This window comes from Cellulomonas chitinilytica (assembly GCF_016862675.1).
GTDB lineage: Bacteria > Actinomycetota > Actinomycetes > Actinomycetales > Cellulomonadaceae > Cellulomonas > Cellulomonas chitinilytica.
This window is the reverse complement of record NZ_BONK01000009.1, coordinates 190,367-206,545: the sequence shown is the minus strand read 5'-3', so window position 1 is coordinate 206,545 and position 16,179 is coordinate 190,367. Positions and strand designations below refer to the sequence as shown.

Annotated in this window: 20 protein-coding genes; 6 read left to right on the top strand and 14 right to left on the bottom strand. The window is 75.1% G+C overall.

The window, feature by feature from the left end; translation table 11 throughout:
• Nucleotides 1-85 precede the first annotated feature (85 nt).
• The 3 genes from Cch01nite_RS14250 to Cch01nite_RS14240 all read left to right on the top strand — a co-directional run bounded on the left by Cch01nite_RS14250 (nt 86) and on the right by Cch01nite_RS14240 (nt 3,157).
• Entirely contained in the window at nt 86-1,057 is a 972-nt protein-coding gene (locus Cch01nite_RS14250; protein WP_203756156.1) for a prenyltransferase/squalene oxidase repeat-containing protein, read from the top strand.
• An 82-nt stretch (nt 1,058-1,139) separates the two neighbouring features.
• Complete coding sequence (locus Cch01nite_RS14245; protein ID WP_203756154.1) at nt 1,140-2,057, top strand: C40 family peptidase; 918 nt, start codon at nt 1,140-1,142, stop codon at nt 2,055-2,057.
• Nucleotides 2,051-3,157, top strand: a complete 1,107-nt coding sequence (locus Cch01nite_RS14240) for a hypothetical protein (protein WP_203756152.1) — start codon at nt 2,051-2,053, stop codon at nt 3,155-3,157. Before Cch01nite_RS14245 ends, Cch01nite_RS14240 begins: the two co-directional genes overlap by 7 nt.
• 39 nt (nt 3,158-3,196) lie before the next feature.
• On the opposite strand, the gene Cch01nite_RS14235 is transcribed toward Cch01nite_RS14240, so the two are convergent.
• The 11 genes from Cch01nite_RS14235 to Cch01nite_RS14185 form a co-directional block, all read right to left on the bottom strand.
• Complete coding sequence (locus Cch01nite_RS14235) at nt 3,197-3,799, bottom strand: hypothetical protein (RefSeq protein ID WP_203756138.1); 603 nt, start codon at nt 3,797-3,799, stop codon at nt 3,197-3,199.
• 68 nt (nt 3,800-3,867) lie between these two features.
• Entirely contained in the window at nt 3,868-4,767 is a 900-nt protein-coding gene (locus Cch01nite_RS14230; RefSeq protein ID WP_203756136.1) for a hypothetical protein, read from the bottom strand.
• A 2-nt stretch (nt 4,768-4,769) separates the two neighbouring features.
• A complete protein-coding gene (locus Cch01nite_RS14225) occupies nt 4,770-5,408 on the bottom strand; it encodes an RNA polymerase sigma factor (protein WP_239070569.1) in 639 nt (212 codons plus the stop codon).
• A 29-nt stretch (nt 5,409-5,437) separates the two neighbouring features.
• The gene (locus Cch01nite_RS14220; RefSeq protein ID WP_239070565.1) at nt 5,438-6,391 is read right to left on the bottom strand and encodes an NAD-dependent epimerase/dehydratase family protein; all 954 of its coding nucleotides are present in this window, start codon (nt 6,389-6,391) and stop codon (nt 5,438-5,440) included.
• A complete protein-coding gene (locus tag Cch01nite_RS14215; RefSeq protein WP_203756134.1) occupies nt 6,388-6,732 on the bottom strand; it encodes an HIT family protein in 345 nt (114 codons plus the stop codon). Before Cch01nite_RS14215 ends, Cch01nite_RS14220 begins: the two co-directional genes overlap by 4 nt.
• 34 nt (nt 6,733-6,766) lie before the next feature.
• Nucleotides 6,767-7,246, bottom strand: coding sequence for a nucleoside deaminase (locus Cch01nite_RS14210; protein ID WP_203756126.1), 480 nt, complete (start codon nt 7,244-7,246; stop codon nt 6,767-6,769).
• 158 nt (nt 7,247-7,404) lie between these two features.
• Entirely contained in the window at nt 7,405-8,871 is a 1,467-nt protein-coding gene (locus Cch01nite_RS14205) for a Tat pathway signal sequence domain protein (protein ID WP_239070556.1), read from the bottom strand.
• A 207-nt stretch (nt 8,872-9,078) separates the two neighbouring features.
• Nucleotides 9,079-9,537: a PTS sugar transporter subunit IIA gene (locus Cch01nite_RS14200; RefSeq protein ID WP_203756124.1), complete on the bottom strand. Its 459-nt coding sequence runs from the start codon at nt 9,535-9,537 to the stop codon at nt 9,079-9,081.
• On the bottom strand, nt 9,537-9,767 hold the full coding sequence (locus Cch01nite_RS14195) for a PTS sugar transporter subunit IIB (protein ID WP_203756122.1): 231 nt from the start codon (nt 9,765-9,767) through the stop codon (nt 9,537-9,539). The genes Cch01nite_RS14200 and Cch01nite_RS14195 overlap by 1 nt, the downstream gene beginning before the upstream one ends.
• 37 nt (nt 9,768-9,804) lie before the next feature.
• Entirely contained in the window at nt 9,805-10,050 is a 246-nt protein-coding gene (locus Cch01nite_RS14190; RefSeq protein WP_203756121.1) for a PTS sugar transporter subunit IIB, read from the bottom strand.
• Complete coding sequence (locus tag Cch01nite_RS14185) at nt 10,047-11,054, bottom strand: GntR family transcriptional regulator (protein WP_239070553.1); 1,008 nt, start codon at nt 11,052-11,054, stop codon at nt 10,047-10,049. The genes Cch01nite_RS14190 and Cch01nite_RS14185 overlap by 4 nt, the downstream gene beginning before the upstream one ends.
• Before the next feature lie 227 nt (nt 11,055-11,281).
• Between Cch01nite_RS14185 and Cch01nite_RS14180 the strand changes: the two genes are divergently transcribed.
• The 3 genes from Cch01nite_RS14180 (at nt 11,282) to Cch01nite_RS14170 (ending at nt 14,639) form a co-directional block, all read left to right on the top strand.
• Nucleotides 11,282-12,610, top strand: coding sequence for a PTS transporter subunit EIIC (locus Cch01nite_RS14180; protein WP_203756119.1), 1,329 nt, complete (start codon nt 11,282-11,284; stop codon nt 12,608-12,610).
• On the top strand, nt 12,607-14,289 hold the full coding sequence (gene ptsP, locus Cch01nite_RS14175; protein ID WP_203756117.1) for a phosphoenolpyruvate--protein phosphotransferase: 1,683 nt from the start codon (nt 12,607-12,609) through the stop codon (nt 14,287-14,289). Before Cch01nite_RS14180 ends, ptsP begins: the two co-directional genes overlap by 4 nt.
• Before the next feature lie 80 nt (nt 14,290-14,369).
• Complete coding sequence (locus tag Cch01nite_RS14170; RefSeq protein ID WP_203756115.1) at nt 14,370-14,639, top strand: HPr family phosphocarrier protein; 270 nt, start codon at nt 14,370-14,372, stop codon at nt 14,637-14,639.
• A 3-nt stretch (nt 14,640-14,642) separates the two neighbouring features.
• On the opposite strand, the gene Cch01nite_RS14165 is transcribed toward Cch01nite_RS14170, so the two are convergent.
• The 3 genes from Cch01nite_RS14165 to Cch01nite_RS14155 are packed head-to-tail and all read right to left on the bottom strand — an operon-like array spanning nt 14,643 to nt 16,141.
• On the bottom strand, nt 14,643-14,975 hold the full coding sequence (locus Cch01nite_RS14165; protein WP_203756113.1) for a YnfA family protein: 333 nt from the start codon (nt 14,973-14,975) through the stop codon (nt 14,643-14,645).
• 19 nt (nt 14,976-14,994) lie between these two features.
• The gene (locus Cch01nite_RS14160) at nt 14,995-15,303 is read right to left on the bottom strand and encodes a hypothetical protein (RefSeq protein ID WP_203756110.1); all 309 of its coding nucleotides are present in this window, start codon (nt 15,301-15,303) and stop codon (nt 14,995-14,997) included.
• Between the two features lie 46 nt (nt 15,304-15,349).
• Entirely contained in the window at nt 15,350-16,141 is a 792-nt protein-coding gene (locus Cch01nite_RS14155; RefSeq protein WP_203756108.1) for a MerR family transcriptional regulator, read from the bottom strand.
• Nucleotides 16,142-16,179: the final 38 nt, after the last annotated feature.

The window sequence follows — 16,179 nt, the reverse complement described above, 5'->3', positions numbered from 1 at the left end:
TTCGGGCAGGGTCCGCTGCCCGTTCGGGCACCGGTGGCCGTCGCGGTCCTCCCGGGCGTCGGTGGCCGTCGCTACCGTGACGGGCATGGTCGAACCGGCGCTGCTGGACTGGTTGCTCGACACCGACCCTGCCCTGCGCTGGCAGGTCGAACGGGACCTCGCCGGCGCCCCCGAGGAGGTCTGGTCCGCGACCCGGGCGCGCGTCGCCACGGAGGGGTTCGGGGCGCGGCTGCTGGCGCTGCAGGACGACGACGGGCAGTGGGCCGGCGGCGCGTTCTTCCCGCAGGACTTCCACGGCGAGACACCCGAGGAACCGGGTCAGCCGTGGACCGCGACGACCTGGTCGCTCAACGCCCTGCGGGAGTGGGGCCTGGACCCCGCGGCGCTCGCGGGCACCGCCGAGAAGCTCGCCGAGCACAGCCGCTGGGAGTACGACGGCTCGGCGTACTGGGGCGGCGAGGTCGACTGCTGCATCAACGGCTGGACCCTCGCGAACGGCGCCTGGCTCGGCGCGGACGTCTCGGGGATCGCCCGGTGGTTCGTCGAGCACCAGACCGACGAGGGCGGCTGGAACTGCGAGTGGGAGAACGGGTCGGTCCGGTCGTCGTTCCACTCGACGCTCAACGCGCTCAAGGGCGTCCTCGCCTACGAGGCGGCGACCGGGGGAGACGACGAGCTGCGGGCGGCCCGGCACGCCGCCGAGGAGTACCTGCTCTCGCGGCGGCTGCTGCACCGCGCGACGACCGGCGAGGTCGTCGGGCCGTGGACCACGTGGTTCGCCTACCCGTTCCGCTCGGTGTACACCGCGCTCAACGCGACCGACTGGTTCCGGTCGGCCGCGCTGCACGACGCGGTGCCACCGGATCCCCGGATCGCCGAGGCCGTCGGTGTCGTCCGCGGCGCACGGCAGGCCGACGGCAGGTGGCTGCAGGGGCGCCGCTACCCCGGGCGGGTCTGGTTCGACGTCGACGTGCCGCCCGGTGAGCCGTCGCCGTGGCTCACGTTCTACGGCACCCGGGTGCTCGCGTGGTGGGACGAGGCCGCGGCCCGGGACTGACCCCGTCACGTCCGGGCCCGAGTGCACCCAGGGCTGCCCGAAGGGCCCCACCGGTCGCCCCGGGCACGCGTAGCGTGAGCGGATGGGAACCCTGCGTGCGCGCACGGGCGACCTCGGCCGGCACGGCCGGCACGCGGCCGCGGGTCCGTCACGCGCACCGCACGGTCCCACGTCGTCCGCCCGGCCCGGAGGTCTCGCGACCCTCCAGCGCACCGCGGGGAACGCGGCGGTCTCCGCGCTGCTGCGCGAGCGAGGGCCGCACGTGCAGCGGGCGTCCCTCGTCCAGGACCTGCACGGGCTCCTCGGCCTGCCGGAGCACGGGCGGCGGACCGTCCAGCGGGACCTCAAGGCCGACCTGCGCGCGATGATCGGCATCTACGGGCCGCCGCACTACGAGGGGATCCTGTCGACGATCCGGGCCGCGTCGGTCGCCGAACGGCAGGCGGCCGTCGTCGACACCGGCGTCCTCGACCTCATCCACGACCGGTTCAGCGGCGTGTGGGCGACGTCGATCGTGTCGTCGCTGCTCGAAGGCTCGCAGACCTGGGACAACCCGCCCGCGACGGCGTTCTACAAGCACTTCGTCGTCGACTCGAAGTCCGGCCGGGTGCCGGGCACGGCGACGATGAACTGCTGGGAGAGCATCATGTACGCCGCGCATCTCGCGGGCGTGCTCTCGGCGGCCTGGATCCGCAACTACTACGTCAGCGCCGGCGCGCTCCCGACGACGACCGTCGACCCGACGCCCGCGCTGTGGGCCCAGCTCGGCTGGTCGTCGAGCCTGCCCACGTACGACCCGACGGCCGGGCGGGTGCCGCAGGTCGGGGACCTCGTGTTCTACAAGCGCTCGACCGGTGCGGTGCCCGCACACGTCGCCGTCTACATGGGCGGCGGCGAGTGCATGAGCCTGTGGACCGAGCCGCACGGCGTCAACACGGTGCAGCGCATCGGCATCCGGGACGTCGCCGGCACCATCCACTTCACGCGGCCACCGTGGTGAACCCGCCGGACACGGTGAGCGTGCGGCTCGTCGCGCACGTCCCCTGGGGCGACGACCTGCCGGACGGGACCATGACCGTCGGGGCCGAGCCGGGCTGGGGGGCGTTCGAGGTGCCCGGGCCGCGCCAGGTACCGGTGCGGGCGGCGCTCGCGCTCGCGGCCGGTCCGGGCGGTGTCGTCGCGCGGGTGCTGGACCCCGACGCGCATCCCCGGCCGGTCGCGGTGCGGGTCGGGCCGGCCGGGTCGACCTTCGTGCCGCTCCCCGGGCCTCCGCTCGCACTGGCCCCGCGCGCGGACGGGGGGCTGTGGATGCTCGGTGCGGACGGGCTGCGGGCCGTGGGGGGTGACGGCGTCGCGGGGCCGGCCCTGCCCGTGCCCGGAGTCGCGGCGGTGGCGGCCGACGGGGACGCGGTGTGGGTCGTCGGGCTCGACGAGGCGGTGCTCGTGGGAGCGGACGGCTCGGTCGTCGTCCGGGCGCCGTGGGCGGACCCGCTCGGCAGCGTCGGTCTCGGGGGTGGCCTCGGTCGGCTGGACGCCGGCGAGCCGGCGCGGGTGCTGCGGCTCGCCCCCGACGGCACGCTCGGCACGACCCCGCTGCCCGGCGTGCTCTCACCGTTCGAGCGGCTCGTGCGCGCGAGCGCCGGGACGTTCCTGACGTCGACCGTCGGCGAGCTCGTGAGGTACGACGACGAGGACGTCGCCGCGCACCTGACCTGGGCGGGAGCCGGCCTGTCGACCGACGGTGACGCGTTCGCGGCGACCGTCGCGGGCGGCCGGGCGTCCGTCTCGCGTGGCGACGGGGGCGTCGCCGTGCTCGACCTGGCCGGCGCCGGGGTGCCGCAGGGCCGCGTGGTCGCCGTGCGGGACGACGACGTGCTGGTGTGGGACGGCTCGGCCGCGGCGTGGTTCCGTGACGGCGAGGTCCACCGCACGATCGACGTCGACGACGCGGTGTTCGCCGACCAGGTGTTCCCGCACGCGTGGCGCGCCGACGCGCCCTACCCGTTCGTCGCCGGGCCAGACGGCACCGTGCTCGTCGCGTCGTCCGGGCCGACCGGCGCCGCCGTGCTGGCCGTCCGGTGGGAGACCGCCCAGCGGTGACCGCCCGGGCGGCGCCCACTGACCGGATCGGCCGCCGCGTCAGGTCGAGGGGGAACCGAGGCAGGACAGCGCGAGCGCCTGGGCCTGCTGCCCGCGCGCGAGCCGGTCGCCGGTCCAGTCGACGTCGCTCCAGTCCGCCGTGCCTGCGGGTGCCTGGAGTGCGCGGCCGACGTAGATCCATCGCGGGGCCGGACCGCCGTTCGGCGCCGTCGTCAGGTAGCTGACGGGGTTGTACTTGTCGCGGTCGCCCCACGCGTCGGAGTAGCTGGGCGCCGCCACGACCCACCACGTCTCCTGGGGGTCGTTGCCCGGGCCGACCTCGACCATCACGAAGTCGGACGGGGCCAGGTCCTCGCGGATCCCGCCGACCCGTCTGAGCTGCGTGAGGTCGAGGTCGTCGTCGCCCGGGACGCAGACGAGGGCGGACGTCGCGACGGGAGCGGCCGGGCTCGGCGACGCTGCGACCGACGGTGCCGGGGTCGTCACCGCGACGGGAGGCGGAGCGGTGGGTGCGGCGTCGGCGCTCGTCGGGCGAGGTGACGGGCCGGGGTCGTCCGTCGTGCAGGCGGACGCACCGACGAGGACCGCGCTCGCGAGCGCGAGCGCGGTCCAGGCCCGTCCGGTGGTCGAGCGCGCCGCCATGTGTCCCCCGTCCGTCCGTGCCTGTGACCTGGCCGGATCGTAGCGATGGGGCCGCCGGGGCCGCAGGGCTACGGGAGCTCGGACGTGCCCGAGTCGCTGCCGCCGTCCTGGCGCCCGACCTCGTCCGAGTCCTGCGGCGACCCCGACGGCGCGGGGTGCGACCAGTCGACGCCGGACCCCGCCCGGGCGGTGCTGCCGTCGGCCCGGACACCCGTGACCTCCGCGGGCGCGACGCTCCCCGGCCACCATGCGGCGTAGACGCCGTCGGCGGCCGTCGCGTCGACCGTCGTCCCGTCCGTGAGCGTGACCCGGACCGACGTCACGTCGGGCGCGACCCGGCCGAGCACGGTGCTCCACGCGTCGCCCGCGTCGTCGGCGAACGTGCCCGCCGTCGCCAGGGTCAGCTCGCCCGGCGCGGGGTCGCGGAGCCCGTCGGCGTCCGCCGTCACCGACCCGGAGCCCTGCTGCGACCCGTCGCCCGCCACGAAGCCCGTCGTGCCGTCCGGGTCGGTCGCGTTCGCGAACCGCAGCGTCGGGCCCACAAGGCAGTACCGCAGCCAGTCGCCCGTGTACAGGACGGTGAACGTGTACGGGCCGCGCAGCTCCGACAGGACCAGCCGCACCGGACCGTCCGGCACACCCGGGAGGTCGCCGCCGAGCCTGGCGCACTCGTCGGAGTTGGCCGCGAGCGCCGCCGGGTCGGCGGACGTCGGGTCGGCCCGCCACCCGGCGAACGCCGGCTGGTCGCCGGGGGAGGGGATCGTGAGACCGGCGACCGTCAGGGCGGCGGCGCTCGCGGCGGCGAGCCCCCAACGCAGGGCCGGCCGGGCCGTCCTGGTGGGTGCCGGGACGAGCGTGAGGTTCGTGTCGTCGAGGCGGGCAAGGGTCGCGCGGTGGGCCGCGTCGAGGCCGGTGGGGTCGACCGGGAGGCGGGGGGCGTGGCGGGTGAGGGTGTCGGTGGCGTTCATGGTCAGCCTCTCGCGGTCGTGACGGACGTCGGGGCGGTGGGTGAGGGGGGCGGTGGCGTGGCCGGTGGTCGAGCCGGTGGTGGGGCCGCCGGGCGTGGGTCGTCGTCGACGACGAGGGCGGCGTCGAGACGTCGTCGGGCGCGGTGCAGCCGCACCTTGAACGCCGTCGGGCTGCACCCGGCGACGGCCGCGGCCTGGGCCGGCGTCAGCCCGTCCCACGCGACGAGCAGCAGCGCCTCCCGCTCGCGTGCCGTGAGCCGGGCGAGGGCCCGCAGGAGGGCGTCACGCTCGGTCACGAGCTCGTCGGTGGCGTCCGACGGCCGCGGCATGACGAGCTCGAGCCGGGCGATCTCGTGCGCCAGCAGCCGCGCCCGGTGGTGGGAGCGGCGGTGGTTGGCCACGGTGTTGCGGGCGACGACGAGCAGCCACGGCAGCGGCTCGCCCGGCACGTCCGCGAGCCGGCGCCACGCCACGAGGAACGTCTCGGAGACGATCTCCTGCGCGGTGTCGGGGTCGGTGTGGCGCAGCGCGTAGGCCTGCACGCGGGCGGCGTGCCGGTCCCAGAGCGCCGCGAAGCGGAGGGCGTCGGACCCGGGCGGGTCGGCCGGCGTCATGCCTGGGGCGTCGTCGTCGTTGCTCACACCAGGAAGTGTCCTGGCGGCCGCGAGGGTTACACGAGGCCCGGGACGGATGCGCCGCCACCCGACCTGAGCCAGCGGACCTCCTCGCGGACCAGCTCGACGGACGTGCCGACCGGTGCGTAGCCCAGCCTCGTCGAGGCGGTGGTGTCGAGCGCGAACCCGCCCACCGCGTCCCAGGGGTTGGCGAGGGCGTCCTCGTGCCCGGAGCCGACCTGCAGGTCTCCCTGCCATGCCAGTTCGGCGCCGACTGACCCGAGCAGCGTGCGCACGGTCGGCGTGCCCGGGTCGGCGCCGTTGAGGACTCGCGCACCCGGCACGTCGGCGCAGCGCTCGACAAGTGCCGCGAGGTTCGCGGCCGCGCTCAGGTGGTCGCAGGGGCCGTCCGCACCGCGGAGCCGGAGCACCGGGTCGCCGCGCAGCATGCGCTCGACGAACGGCCGGGTGCGCGGGTTCCGGGCCCAGGCGCCGTGGATCTTCGCGGGGCGCACGACCGTGACGGGCAGCCCGCTGTCGCGCGCGACGTGCTCGGCGGCCACCTTGCACGGCGCGTACCCCTCGCGCGTGAACGGATCCGCCCGGTCACCCGCCGGGTCGAGCGTGGGGTTGTCCTCGCGGACCGGCGCGGCGAAGTCCGGGCGCTCGGCACCGTTGACGTGGCGGCCCCGGTCGTCGACGTACACCGCACGGGACGAGATCAGCACGGTCGACGACACCGACCGCAGCACGGGCAGAAGCCGGCGCACGTCGGAGCCCGTGAAGGCGACGGCATCGACGAGAAGGTCCGCGCCCGCACCGACCAGCCTCTCGATCCCCGTCGTGTCCGAGCGTGACAGCTCATGGAACGCCACCCCGGCCGCGAGCATCGGCGCCGGCACCGGGCCGGAGCCCCGGGCGGTGACGTCGACCCGCCAGCCGCGCGCACGAAGGCGCATCGCCGTCGCGAACCCGACCGCGCCCGTCCCACCGAGGATCACGGCTCTCACGCGGGCACGCCTCGCACCGGGGCCTCGTCTCCCTCGACGTCGTCCAGCGCCGCCTGGAACGCCGCCGCGCCGTCGGCGTAGAACAGGTTGACGCCCTCGCTGCGCAGCGGCGACGACCGCAGCGCGCCCGCGACCGACCGTGCGACCGCGAACATCTCGTCGGCGACCGCGTCGGTCAGGTCGGCCAGCTCCGGCAGGTGCGCCTTCGGGACCACGAGGACGTGCCCGGGGGTCACCGGGTCGACGTCCATGAACGCCAGCACCGTCTCGGACTCGACGACGACGGACGACGCGAGCTCGCCCGCGACGATCCGGCAGAACACGCAGCTGTCGGCAGTCATCCGCCGAGGGTCGCACGCGGGCCCGGCCCGGCGCTCAGGCGAGCGCGTCGCGCCGCAGGAGCGCCCGGACCTCGTCCTCGAGCGTCGCCGCAGGTCCGTCGACCGGGATGCCCGGCGCCACCACCGAGACGGGCAGGACCGCGACCGGCCCGGCGGGCACACCCCACTCGGCCCGCCACGCGGCGATCTGCTCGGACGACGCCGCGTACACGATCCGCCCCAGCCCCACCCAGGCGTGCGCCGCCGCGCACATCGGGCAGTGCTCGCCCGACGTGTAGACCGTCGCGGCCGCACGCGTGCCCGGGTCGAGGTGGCCCGCCGCCCAGCGGGCGATCTCGAGCTCCGGGTGCCGGGTCTGGTCGCCGTCCTTCACGCGGTTCCGGTCCTCGAACAGGACGGAGCCGTGCGCGTCGACGAGGACCGAGCCGTACGGCTCGTCGCCGTCGTCGAGGGCCTCACGGGCGAGCTCGACGGCCCGGGCCAGGTGCGTCAGGTCGGTCTCGGAGAGCGTCATCGCCCCACCTTCGCAGCGGGCCGGCCGAGGTCGCCAGACGGGCGGTGCACCAAGGGCGACCGACGACGACCCGCGCCCTGCCGTCGAGAGGCTCGCCGCCTGACGCACGGAGGGGTGCGCCGCCCGTCAGGCAGCGCACCCCTCCGTGCGTCGTCGGCTCAGCTCAGGCGGCGCAGCCGGTACGGGTTCGTCCGGGTGGACCCGAAGACGAACCAGGACGTGGCACCGACGTGCTGGACCTGGAAGTAGCCGAAGCCGAACCCGGTGTCGAGCAGGCTGGACGCCGCGACGACACCGCCGTCGACGACGACGCCGCCGAGGTGCTGGCCGACGCCGAGCACGTCCTGCGCGTGCCTGGCCTGCGCGAGCAGCCCGTCGGCGGTGGGCTTGTCGCCCCGGCGGTCCCGGTCGAGCAGCGCGGTCGCGAGCTGGTTCGTGCCCTCCAGCCACACGCCCTGCTGGTTGACGGTGATGCCGTTGTACTGCGCGGTCGACGTGAGGCTCGCGCTGCTGAACGTGACGCCGGAGATCGTCTCGCCGTCAGGGAGCTGGGAGTTCGTCGCGCTCGCGTCGTCCGTGGTGGCGAGCGCCGAGCCGGCCCAGTCGAGGGAGCGGGCGTACTTCCTGTCGCGCAGCGCGAGCCAGCTCCACGTCGCCGTGTCGAGCGGGACGGGGAACGTGTTGATCGCGACGCCGTCGTTGGTTCCGGTCCAGAACGTGCCGGCCACCGGGTCCCACATGCGGTCGACGAACGCGCGGGCGTGGTCGGCGGCCTTGCCCCACTGCTTGTCGCGGGTGAGGTCGCGCAGGATCGAGAAGAACGCGACGCAGTCGATGTTGTGCTCGGTCGACCCGTTCGGGATCGGCACGTTCGACCCGTTGACGCCGAACGAGAACCCGCCCAGCGGCTGGGTGGACCACGTGTTGGTCGTGATCCAGGTGCCGATGCGGACGGCGGCGTCGAGGTAGCGGCGGTCGCGGGTCCGGTCGAACAGCTGGAGCAGGGCGATGCCTGGCCACGCCATGTCGCCGACGGCGGTGCCGAGGAACCCGAACTGCCAGCCGATGTTCGCGGTGCCGTCGGGCTGGATGAACCCGTTGGGCTGCGGGTTGCCGTCGTAGAACGTGTACGGCCCCACGTTGTACCCCTGGCGCAGGCGGCCGTCGGAGTAGTTCGGGTCGTGCTCCTGGGCGTAGATCAGGCCGTCCCCGATGACGCGGGCGGTCTGCTCGGAGGCGCGGCGGCCGTCGGCGAGGAGCGCGATGACGGCGAGGGCGGAGTCGTACACGAACGCAGTGCTGAACAGGCCGAGCTCGTCGGCGTAGCTCTGGGGGAGGCGGGGGCCGGTGTTGAGCGTGGGGTAGGCGTTCGTGGCGGCCTGGATGAAGTCGGCGGCGGCCCGGCGGGCGGCGTTCGGGTTGCCGTGCGAGTGCCCGTGGGTGGCCGGGCCGTGGGCGGGGACCGTGGCGGGCAGGGGGCGTGCGGCGGCACTGGTCGCCCCGGCGGCGACGGCGGCGGCCGCACCGGTCAGGACGAGGAACGACCGCCGGGTGAGCGGCGGCAGGGCGGGACGGGTGCGGTGTGACTGGTCGGTCGTGACGGGATCGATCGTGGTGTCCGGCATCGCGGAGACCCCCTCCAGGGCAGGCGAGCGGGCCGCGACGGTGCGGCCCGTGACCACCGTAGGGACGCAACGGGCACAACGGAAGATCTGGACGGATCGGATATGGACACGCTCCCACCCGGAAGGGTGACACGCGTCGACCCGCGCTTCCCGATTGTGGGTGACACGTGTCCGCTCACGCCGCTTCCGGACGGCCTCCCACCGGCGTCAGGACCACTCCAGGAACGGCTCCCCGGCGGTCACGGAGTCGCCCGGCTTGGCCCGTCGGGTGAGCGCCCCGGGCGCTGCGTCGAGCGCGACGACGGGGCACACCGGGGAGCGTCCGCCGGCCTGCACGGCCGCCGGGTCCCACGTGACCAGCACCTGGCCGGCCGCCACGGCGTCGCCCTCGGACACGTGCAGCGTGAAGCCCTCGCCGCCGAGCTGCACGGTGTTGATGCCCAGGTGCACCAGCAGCCCGCGCCCGTCCGCGGTCTCGATGACGAACGCGTGCGCGTGCAGCTTGGCGACGGTCCCGTCGACCGGGGCGATCACGTCGCACGTCCCGCCGAGCGACGGGTCGACCGCGAGGCCCGGCCCCACGAGCTCGCCCGCGAACACGGGGTCGTCCACGTCGGCGAGCGCCAGCACCGCACCCGTCACGGGCGCGAGGATCTGCAGCGTCATCAGCGCAGGTCCTCGATGTCCGACGCCAGCGTGTCCGCCTCCGGGCCGACGACGACCTGCAGGGCGATCCCCGAGCGGACGACCGCGATCACGCCGGCCGCCTTGAGTGCGACCTCGTCGACGCGCGACGGGTCCTCGACCTCGACGCGCAGCCGCGTGATGCACGGCTCCAGGTCGACGACGTTCGCGTCGCCTCCGAGCGCCGCGAGGATCTGTGCTGCCTTGCTCATCTCGTGCTCCTTGTCAGGGGGAAGAGGGGGTCGGGGGTCACATCAGGTCGTCGAGGTCGCTCGCGATCGTGTCCACGTTCGGGCCGACGACGACCTGCACGACGCGGCCGGAGATCATCACCCCGAACGCACCCGCGGCGCGCAGGGCCGCCGCGTCGACGCGGGTCGTGTCCCGCACGAGGGAGCGCAGCCGTGTGGTGCAGGGCTCGATCTCGTCGATGTTGTCGACGCCGCCGAGCGCCGCGAGGATCGCCGCGGCCTGCTCCATGCCTTCCGGTCTCATGGACGTTCTCCTCGTGCTGCCGCGGCCGCGGGTGCGCGCCTCGTCGTCGTGGGCGTCGCCGGGGCCCCGGCGGGGGTCGGTCCGTCGGTGCTCGGGGTGCCGTCCTGGTCGCCGCCAGGGGCGTCGGGGTGCGGTGCCGCGGCGTGGTCGGGTGCGTCCGGGCCGTCGGGCGTGCGGCGGCGCGGCACGAGGGACGGGCGGGGGGCGCTGAGCGGGACCCACACGGTGTAGCGGTCGGCGCGGTAGCAGGAGCGCGAGTACATCGTCGCGCCGGCCGCGCTGTAGGTCCGGCGGGCGGCCCGCAGCACCGCACGACGCTCCCCGAGGCCGAGCAGGGACGCCTCGGTGTCGGTGGCCTCGTCGGCGGACAGCGTGTCCTCACCCCACTCGGGGCCGAGGTCGAGGGCCCGCAGGGCGTCGTACATGCTCGGCGGCGGGCCGTCGGCGAGCAGGCCGGGGGCGAGCGCGACGGGCACCCACACCTGCTCGATGCACATGGGGTCGCCGTCGGCGCTGCGCACGCGGTACAGGTAGTGGACCTTGGCGCGCGGCTCGATCTCGAGGGCGGCCGCCACGTCGGGGGTCGCCGCGACCGTCTGGGCGGCGAGCACCGCGGTCGTGGGCTCCATGCCGCGCCGGCGCATCTCCTCGCCGAACGTCGTCAGGCGCATCTCGAAGTCCATGCGCTGGGGGGCGACGAACGTGCCGCGGCCCTGCTCCCGGACGAGCACGCCCTCGGTGACGAGGGCGTCGACGGCCTGCCGGACGGTCATCCGGGACAGGCCGAACTGCTGGGTGAGGGTGCGCTCGGAGGGGATCGCGTCGCCGACGCGCAGCTCGCGGGCGACGAGGCCGACGAGGTGGTCGCGGACGGCGAGGTACTTGTGCGCGACGGGGGTGTCGTTGGCGGCGCCGTCGCCGGTCCCGGTGCTGTCGCCGGTGTCCGGGGGCGCGTCGGCTGCCAGGGGGACGCCCGTCGGGTCGTCCTGCGCCGGCTGGTCCACGTCCAGGGTCCACTCCTTCGTTACGGCGTCGGGCTGTGCCGCCCCGGGTGTTCCGGAGGCGGCTCCGCGTCGTCGCGGTGTGACCCTTGACACATGATGAGGTCTAGACCACTCTGAGCGCAACTGGTCCAGACCAGGACAGAGCGTGGCCCCCCGGAACGCTCCCAGACCGTCTTCGTACCACCCCCGCACCCGGCTACTCATCGAACCTCAGCGAGGAGTGCTCCATGACCACCGCCGTCGTCGACCCCGTCGAGACACCCCGCAAGGGCATCCCCGGCCTCGCGCAGCTGCAGCGCATCGGCCGCTCCCTCATGCTCCCCATCGCCTCCCTGCCCGCCGCGGCGCTCATGCTGCGGCTCGGGCAGGACGACATGCTCGGCAAGGCCGGCGTCGGCGGCACCTGGGAGTGGATGCTCCCCGTCGCCTCCGTGCTCGCCGCCGCGGGCAACGCCCTGTTCGCCAACCTCGCGCTCCTGTTCGCGCTCGGCGTCGCCGTCGGGTACGCCCGCAAGTCGGACGGCTCGACGGGCTTGGCCGCACTGATCGGCTACCTCGTGTTCAAGGGCGTCACGGACGCGCTGTCGCCGTACATCCTCGGCGAGCCCGCGGAGGGCAAGCCGCAGGAGCTCATCAACTACGGCGTGCTCGGCGGCATCGTCATCGGCCTCGTCGCGGCGCTGCTGTTCCAGAAGTACTACCGGATCAAGCTCCCGCCCTACCTGGCGTTCTTCGGCGGCCGGCGCTTCGTGCCGATCGTCACCGCCGGTGCGGCCATCCTCATCGCCGTCGTCGCCTCGCTCATCTACCCGGTGTTCGACGCGGGCTTCACCGCGGTCGGCGAGTGGGTCACGGGCTCGACGATCCTCGGCGGCTTCGTCTACGGCACCGCGAACCGGCTGCTCGTGCCGATCGGCCTGCACCACCTGCTCAACTCGATGCCGTGGTTCCAGTTCGGTGAGTACACCGACGCGAACGGCGACGTCTGGAACGGCGACATCGCCCGGTTCCTGCACGGCGACCCGACGGCCGGCACGTTCATGACCGGCTTCTTCCCGATCATGATGTTCGCCCTGCCGGCTGCCGCCCTCGCGATCGTGCACACGTCGAAGGCGAAGAACCGCAAGGTCATCGCGGGCATCATGGGCTCCGCCGCGCTCGTCTCGTTCGTCACGGGCGTCACCGAGCCCCTCGAGTTCGCGTTCGTGTACGTCGCGTACCCGCTGTACGCGATCCACGCGGTGCTCACGGGCACGTCGCTCGCTCTGGTCAACGCGCTCGGCATCCGTGACGGGTTCGGGTTCTCCGCCGGTGCGATCGACTACGCGCTGAACTTCCGGATCGCGGAGAAGCCGCTGCTGCTCATCGTCATCGGCCTCGGCTACGCCGTCGTCTACTACTTCCTGTTCCGGTGGGTCATCACGAAGTGGCAGCTGCGGACCCCCGGGCGTGAGGACGACGACAGCGCCACCGCGGTGGACCCGACGGCCGACGTCGTGGACGCACCGTCGCGACCGGTCGGCGTGCCGACTCCCGTGACCGACGGCGCCCGATGACGTCCACCACCCTTGTCCTGCGCGGCGTCGGGGTCAGTCCCGGGCGCCGCGCAGGCGTGGTCGCGCGGATGCCCGACCCCCTCCCGGCTCCGTCGACCGAGCCGCTGCCGCCGGGCACGGACCTGGCGGCAGCGGCGGACCGGATCGGCGCCGCGGCATCCGTCGTGCACGACGCGCTGCTCGCGGCGGCGTCCACCGCCCGCGGCGAGGGTGCGGCCGTGCTGGCCGTCACCGCCGAGATGGCGGCGGACCCCACGCTCGTCGACGAGGCGCGGCGCCGGGTCGTCGAGCAGGCGTCGACGCCGCAGCGCGCGGTGTGGGACGCGGCGGCGGTGGTCGTCGACCAGCTCCTCGCGCTCGGGGGCCTGTTCGCGGAGCGTGCGCGGGACGTCGACGACGTCCGGGACCGCGTCGTCGCGACGCTCACGGGTGCGCCGATGCCGGGCGTGCCGGACCCCGGTGAACCGTTCGTGCTGGTCGCGCGCGACCTCGCGCCGGCCGACACCGCCCGCCTCGACCCGGACCTCGTGCTCGCGCTGGTCACCGAGGGCGGCGGCCCGACGTCCCACACCGCGATCCTCGCCCGAGCGCTCGGCATCCCCGCGGTGGTCGCCGTCGCGGGGGCGGGCACGCTGCGCGACGGGGACACCGTGCTCGTCGACGGCGCGCTCGGGTCCGTCACGCCGGACCCCGACGAGGACGCCGTCGCGCGTGCCGGCAGGACCGTGCGCCGCGCAGCCCGGCTCGGCGCGCCGGGTGCGACGGCCGACGGGATGCCCGTCGCGCTGCTCGCGAACGTCGCCGACCCCGCCGGTGCCGCCGCGGCTGCGGCCGCCGGCGCCGAGGGTGTCGGGCTGCTCCGGACGGAGTTCCGGTTCCTCGGGCGGACCGTCGCGCCGGGCGTCGACGAGCAGGTCGACGCCTACCGGCAGGTCCTCGCGGCGTTCCCCGGCCGCAAGGTCGTGGTCCGCACGCTCGACGCGGGCGCGGACAAGCCGCTCCCGTTCGTCACCGCCCCCGACGAGCCGAACCCGGCCCTCGGCGTGCGCGGCCTGCGGACCGCGTGGGACCACCCGCAGGTGCTCGACGACCAGCTCGCGGCGATCGCCCGCGCGGCGGCCGTCGAGGACGCGGACGTGTGGGTGATGGCGCCGATGGTCGCGACCGCCGAGGAGGCCCGCGACTTCGTCGAGCGGTGCGCCGCGCACGGGCTCGCGCAGGCGGGCGTCATGGTCGAGGTGCCGTCGGCGGCGCTGCGGGCCCGGGACCTGCTGGTGCACGCGCGGTTCGCGAGCATCGGCACGAACGACCTCACGCAGTACGCGATGGCGGCCGACCGGGAGCTGGCGCGGCTCGCGCGGCTGTCGACGTCGTGGCAGCCCGCCGTGCTCGACCTCGTCGCGGCGACGTGCGCGGGCGGTGCGCTCCGAGGGCGCCCGGTGGGCGTGTGCGGCGAGGCCGCGGCGGACCCCGCTCTCGCCCCCGTGCTCGTGGGGCTGGGGGTCTCGTCGTTGTCGATGACGCCGCGGGCCCTGCCGGACGTGGCGGCGGTCCTCGCGACGGTCACGGCGGACCGGTGCCGGGAGCTGGCGGACGCCGCGCTGGCGGCGGACGGTGCGGAGGCCGCACGGGACACCGTACGGGCGATGCTGCCCGTGCTGGAGGACCTAGGTCTCTGATCCGGCCCCGCTTCCTCTGGTGGGATGTGGTCTAGACCAGTAGGTTGGTCTCGTCATCGTCGACCAGCAGGAGGCAGACCATGCAGCGTTCCGTCGTCGTCGCGATCCAGGACGGGCTGCACGCCCGACCCGCCGCGCTCTTCGTCGCGGAGGCCGCCCGGCAGCCCGCGCCCGTGACCATCGCCAAGAACGGCTCCGGGCCCGCGTCGACCCGGTCGATCCTGTCGGTCATCACGCTCGGCATCGGCGCGGGCGACGAGGTCGTCCTGGAGACCCCGGCCGACGACGACAGCGCGCTCGCGTCGCTCGACGCGCTCGAGGACTTCCTGCACCGGGTGGCCGTCGAGTAGGGGCTAGGACCGCGGGGCGTACATGATCACCGCGACGCCGAGCAGGCACACCGCGGCGCCGATCAGGTCCCACCGGTCGGGGCGGAACTTGTCGACGGCCATGCCCCACGCGAGCGACCCGGCGACGAACACCCCGCCGTACGCGGCGAGGATGCGGCCGAAGCTCGCGTCCGGCTGCAGGGTCGCGACGAACCCGTAGGCGCCGAGCGCGAGCACGCCCGCGCCGATCCACAGGACGCCCCGGTGCTCGCGCACGCCCTGCCAGATGAGCCAGGCGCCCCCGATCTCCGCGACGGCGGCCAGGACGAACAGCGCGACGGAGCGCAGCGTGGTCATGAGGGGAGTGTGCCGGGCGTCAGCCCGCGCAGGCACCGCCGCAGCCGCACGACCCGGCACCGGCCGATGCCGGAGCGGCCGCGGCACGGCGACGCCGGACGACGAGCGCCGTAGCGACGCCTGCGCCCGCGACTGCCAGCACGGCGAGCGCGAGCCCGCCGGAGCCGGCGAGGAACGCCGCCCCGGAGGCGACGACGCCGGCGCCCACGAGCAGCGGCAGCGAGCAGGCGAGCGCGCACGCGGTGGCGACGCCGATCCCGAGGAGCGTCGTCCTGCGCGTCGTCCTGTGCGTCGTCGTGGGCTCGGTGCGGTCGTGGGTGAGGGTCATGGTCGGCTCCGGTTCGTCCGTCGGGTTCGGGGGTCGGGCGTGGGTGTCATGCGGGGGCGCCGAACATCGCGGCGACGACGTCGGCCGCGTCGGCCGGTGCGCGGACCTCGAGGCGGACCTGCCCCGTGGTCAGCCGCACCGTGAAGTCGAAGAACGGGCAGCACTCCTGCTCGGCGGCGGCGAGGCGGGCCACGTCGGCGGCGAGGCCCGGGGCGGCGTCGAAGACGAGGGCGGTGCCGCCGTCGACCGCCTCACGGCGGACGGCCGACGCGATCAGCCCCTGCCAGTCGGTGACCCGACCCGGTACGGCGGCCGGGGCGAGCGAGCAGGCGACGGGCACGTCGGCGGGTGCAGAGCCGTCGGGGCGACCTACGTCCGGCCCGGGTCGCCGGGTCAGCGGCACGAGCGTCCGGGTGTCCGGCAGGGGTGCGGTCGCGACCGTCGCGCACGGGCAGCCGTCCCCGCAGGCCGTGCCGGTCGGGGCGTCCGCCAGCCGGGCGGCGACCGTCTGCAGCTGCGCGGCCAGGGCGACGAGCTCGCCGATCCGCTCCTGGGTCTCGGTGAGCCGGGCCGCGACCGTCTCGACGACGTGGTGCGCGACCGTCGAGCAGTCCTCGACGCCGTAGGCCGCGACGAGCTCGCGCACGTCCGACAGCGGGATGCCCAGGTTCTTCACCGCCGTCACGAACCGCAGGCGGGCCACGTCGTCCTCGTCGTACGCGCGGTACCCGTTGCTGCCGCGGGCGGGCTTCTCGAGCAGCCCGATGTCCTCGTAGTAGCGCAGCGTCGTCGGTGCGACGCCGACCAGGCCTGCGGCCTCGGCGATGCGGTAGCTCATGCAGCGAACGTAAACCTTCGACCCGACTCGAAGGTCAA

Coding starts and splice junctions, on each gene's coding strand:
- Cch01nite_RS14250 (WP_203756156.1), top strand. CDS start 86: ATGGTCGAACCGGCGCTGCTGGACTGGTTGCTCGACACCGACCCTGCC.
- Cch01nite_RS14245 (WP_203756154.1), top strand. CDS start 1,140: ATGGGAACCCTGCGTGCGCGCACGGGCGACCTCGGCCGGCACGGCCGG.
- Cch01nite_RS14235 (WP_203756138.1), bottom strand. CDS start 3,799: ATGGCGGCGCGCTCGACCACCGGACGGGCCTGGACCGCGCTCGCGCTC.
- Cch01nite_RS14230 (WP_203756136.1), bottom strand. CDS start 4,767: ATGAACGCCACCGACACCCTCACCCGCCACGCCCCCCGCCTCCCGGTC.
- Cch01nite_RS14215 (WP_203756134.1), bottom strand. CDS start 6,732: ATGACTGCCGACAGCTGCGTGTTCTGCCGGATCGTCGCGGGCGAGCTC.
- Cch01nite_RS14210 (WP_203756126.1), bottom strand. CDS start 7,246: ATGACGCTCTCCGAGACCGACCTGACGCACCTGGCCCGGGCCGTCGAG.
- Cch01nite_RS14205 (WP_239070556.1), bottom strand. CDS start 8,871: ATGCCGGACACCACGATCGATCCCGTCACGACCGACCAGTCACACCGC.
- Cch01nite_RS14200 (WP_203756124.1), bottom strand. CDS start 9,537: ATGACGCTGCAGATCCTCGCGCCCGTGACGGGTGCGGTGCTGGCGCTC.
- Cch01nite_RS14195 (WP_203756122.1), bottom strand. CDS start 9,767: ATGAGCAAGGCAGCACAGATCCTCGCGGCGCTCGGAGGCGACGCGAAC.
- Cch01nite_RS14190 (WP_203756121.1), bottom strand. CDS start 10,050: ATGAGACCGGAAGGCATGGAGCAGGCCGCGGCGATCCTCGCGGCGCTC.
- Cch01nite_RS14180 (WP_203756119.1), top strand. CDS start 11,282: ATGACCACCGCCGTCGTCGACCCCGTCGAGACACCCCGCAAGGGCATC.
- ptsP (WP_203756117.1), top strand. CDS start 12,607: ATGACGTCCACCACCCTTGTCCTGCGCGGCGTCGGGGTCAGTCCCGGG.
- Cch01nite_RS14170 (WP_203756115.1), top strand. CDS start 14,370: ATGCAGCGTTCCGTCGTCGTCGCGATCCAGGACGGGCTGCACGCCCGA.
- Cch01nite_RS14165 (WP_203756113.1), bottom strand. CDS start 14,975: ATGACCACGCTGCGCTCCGTCGCGCTGTTCGTCCTGGCCGCCGTCGCG.
- Cch01nite_RS14160 (WP_203756110.1), bottom strand. CDS start 15,303: ATGACCCTCACCCACGACCGCACCGAGCCCACGACGACGCACAGGACG.
- Cch01nite_RS14155 (WP_203756108.1), bottom strand. CDS start 16,141: ATGAGCTACCGCATCGCCGAGGCCGCAGGCCTGGTCGGCGTCGCACCG.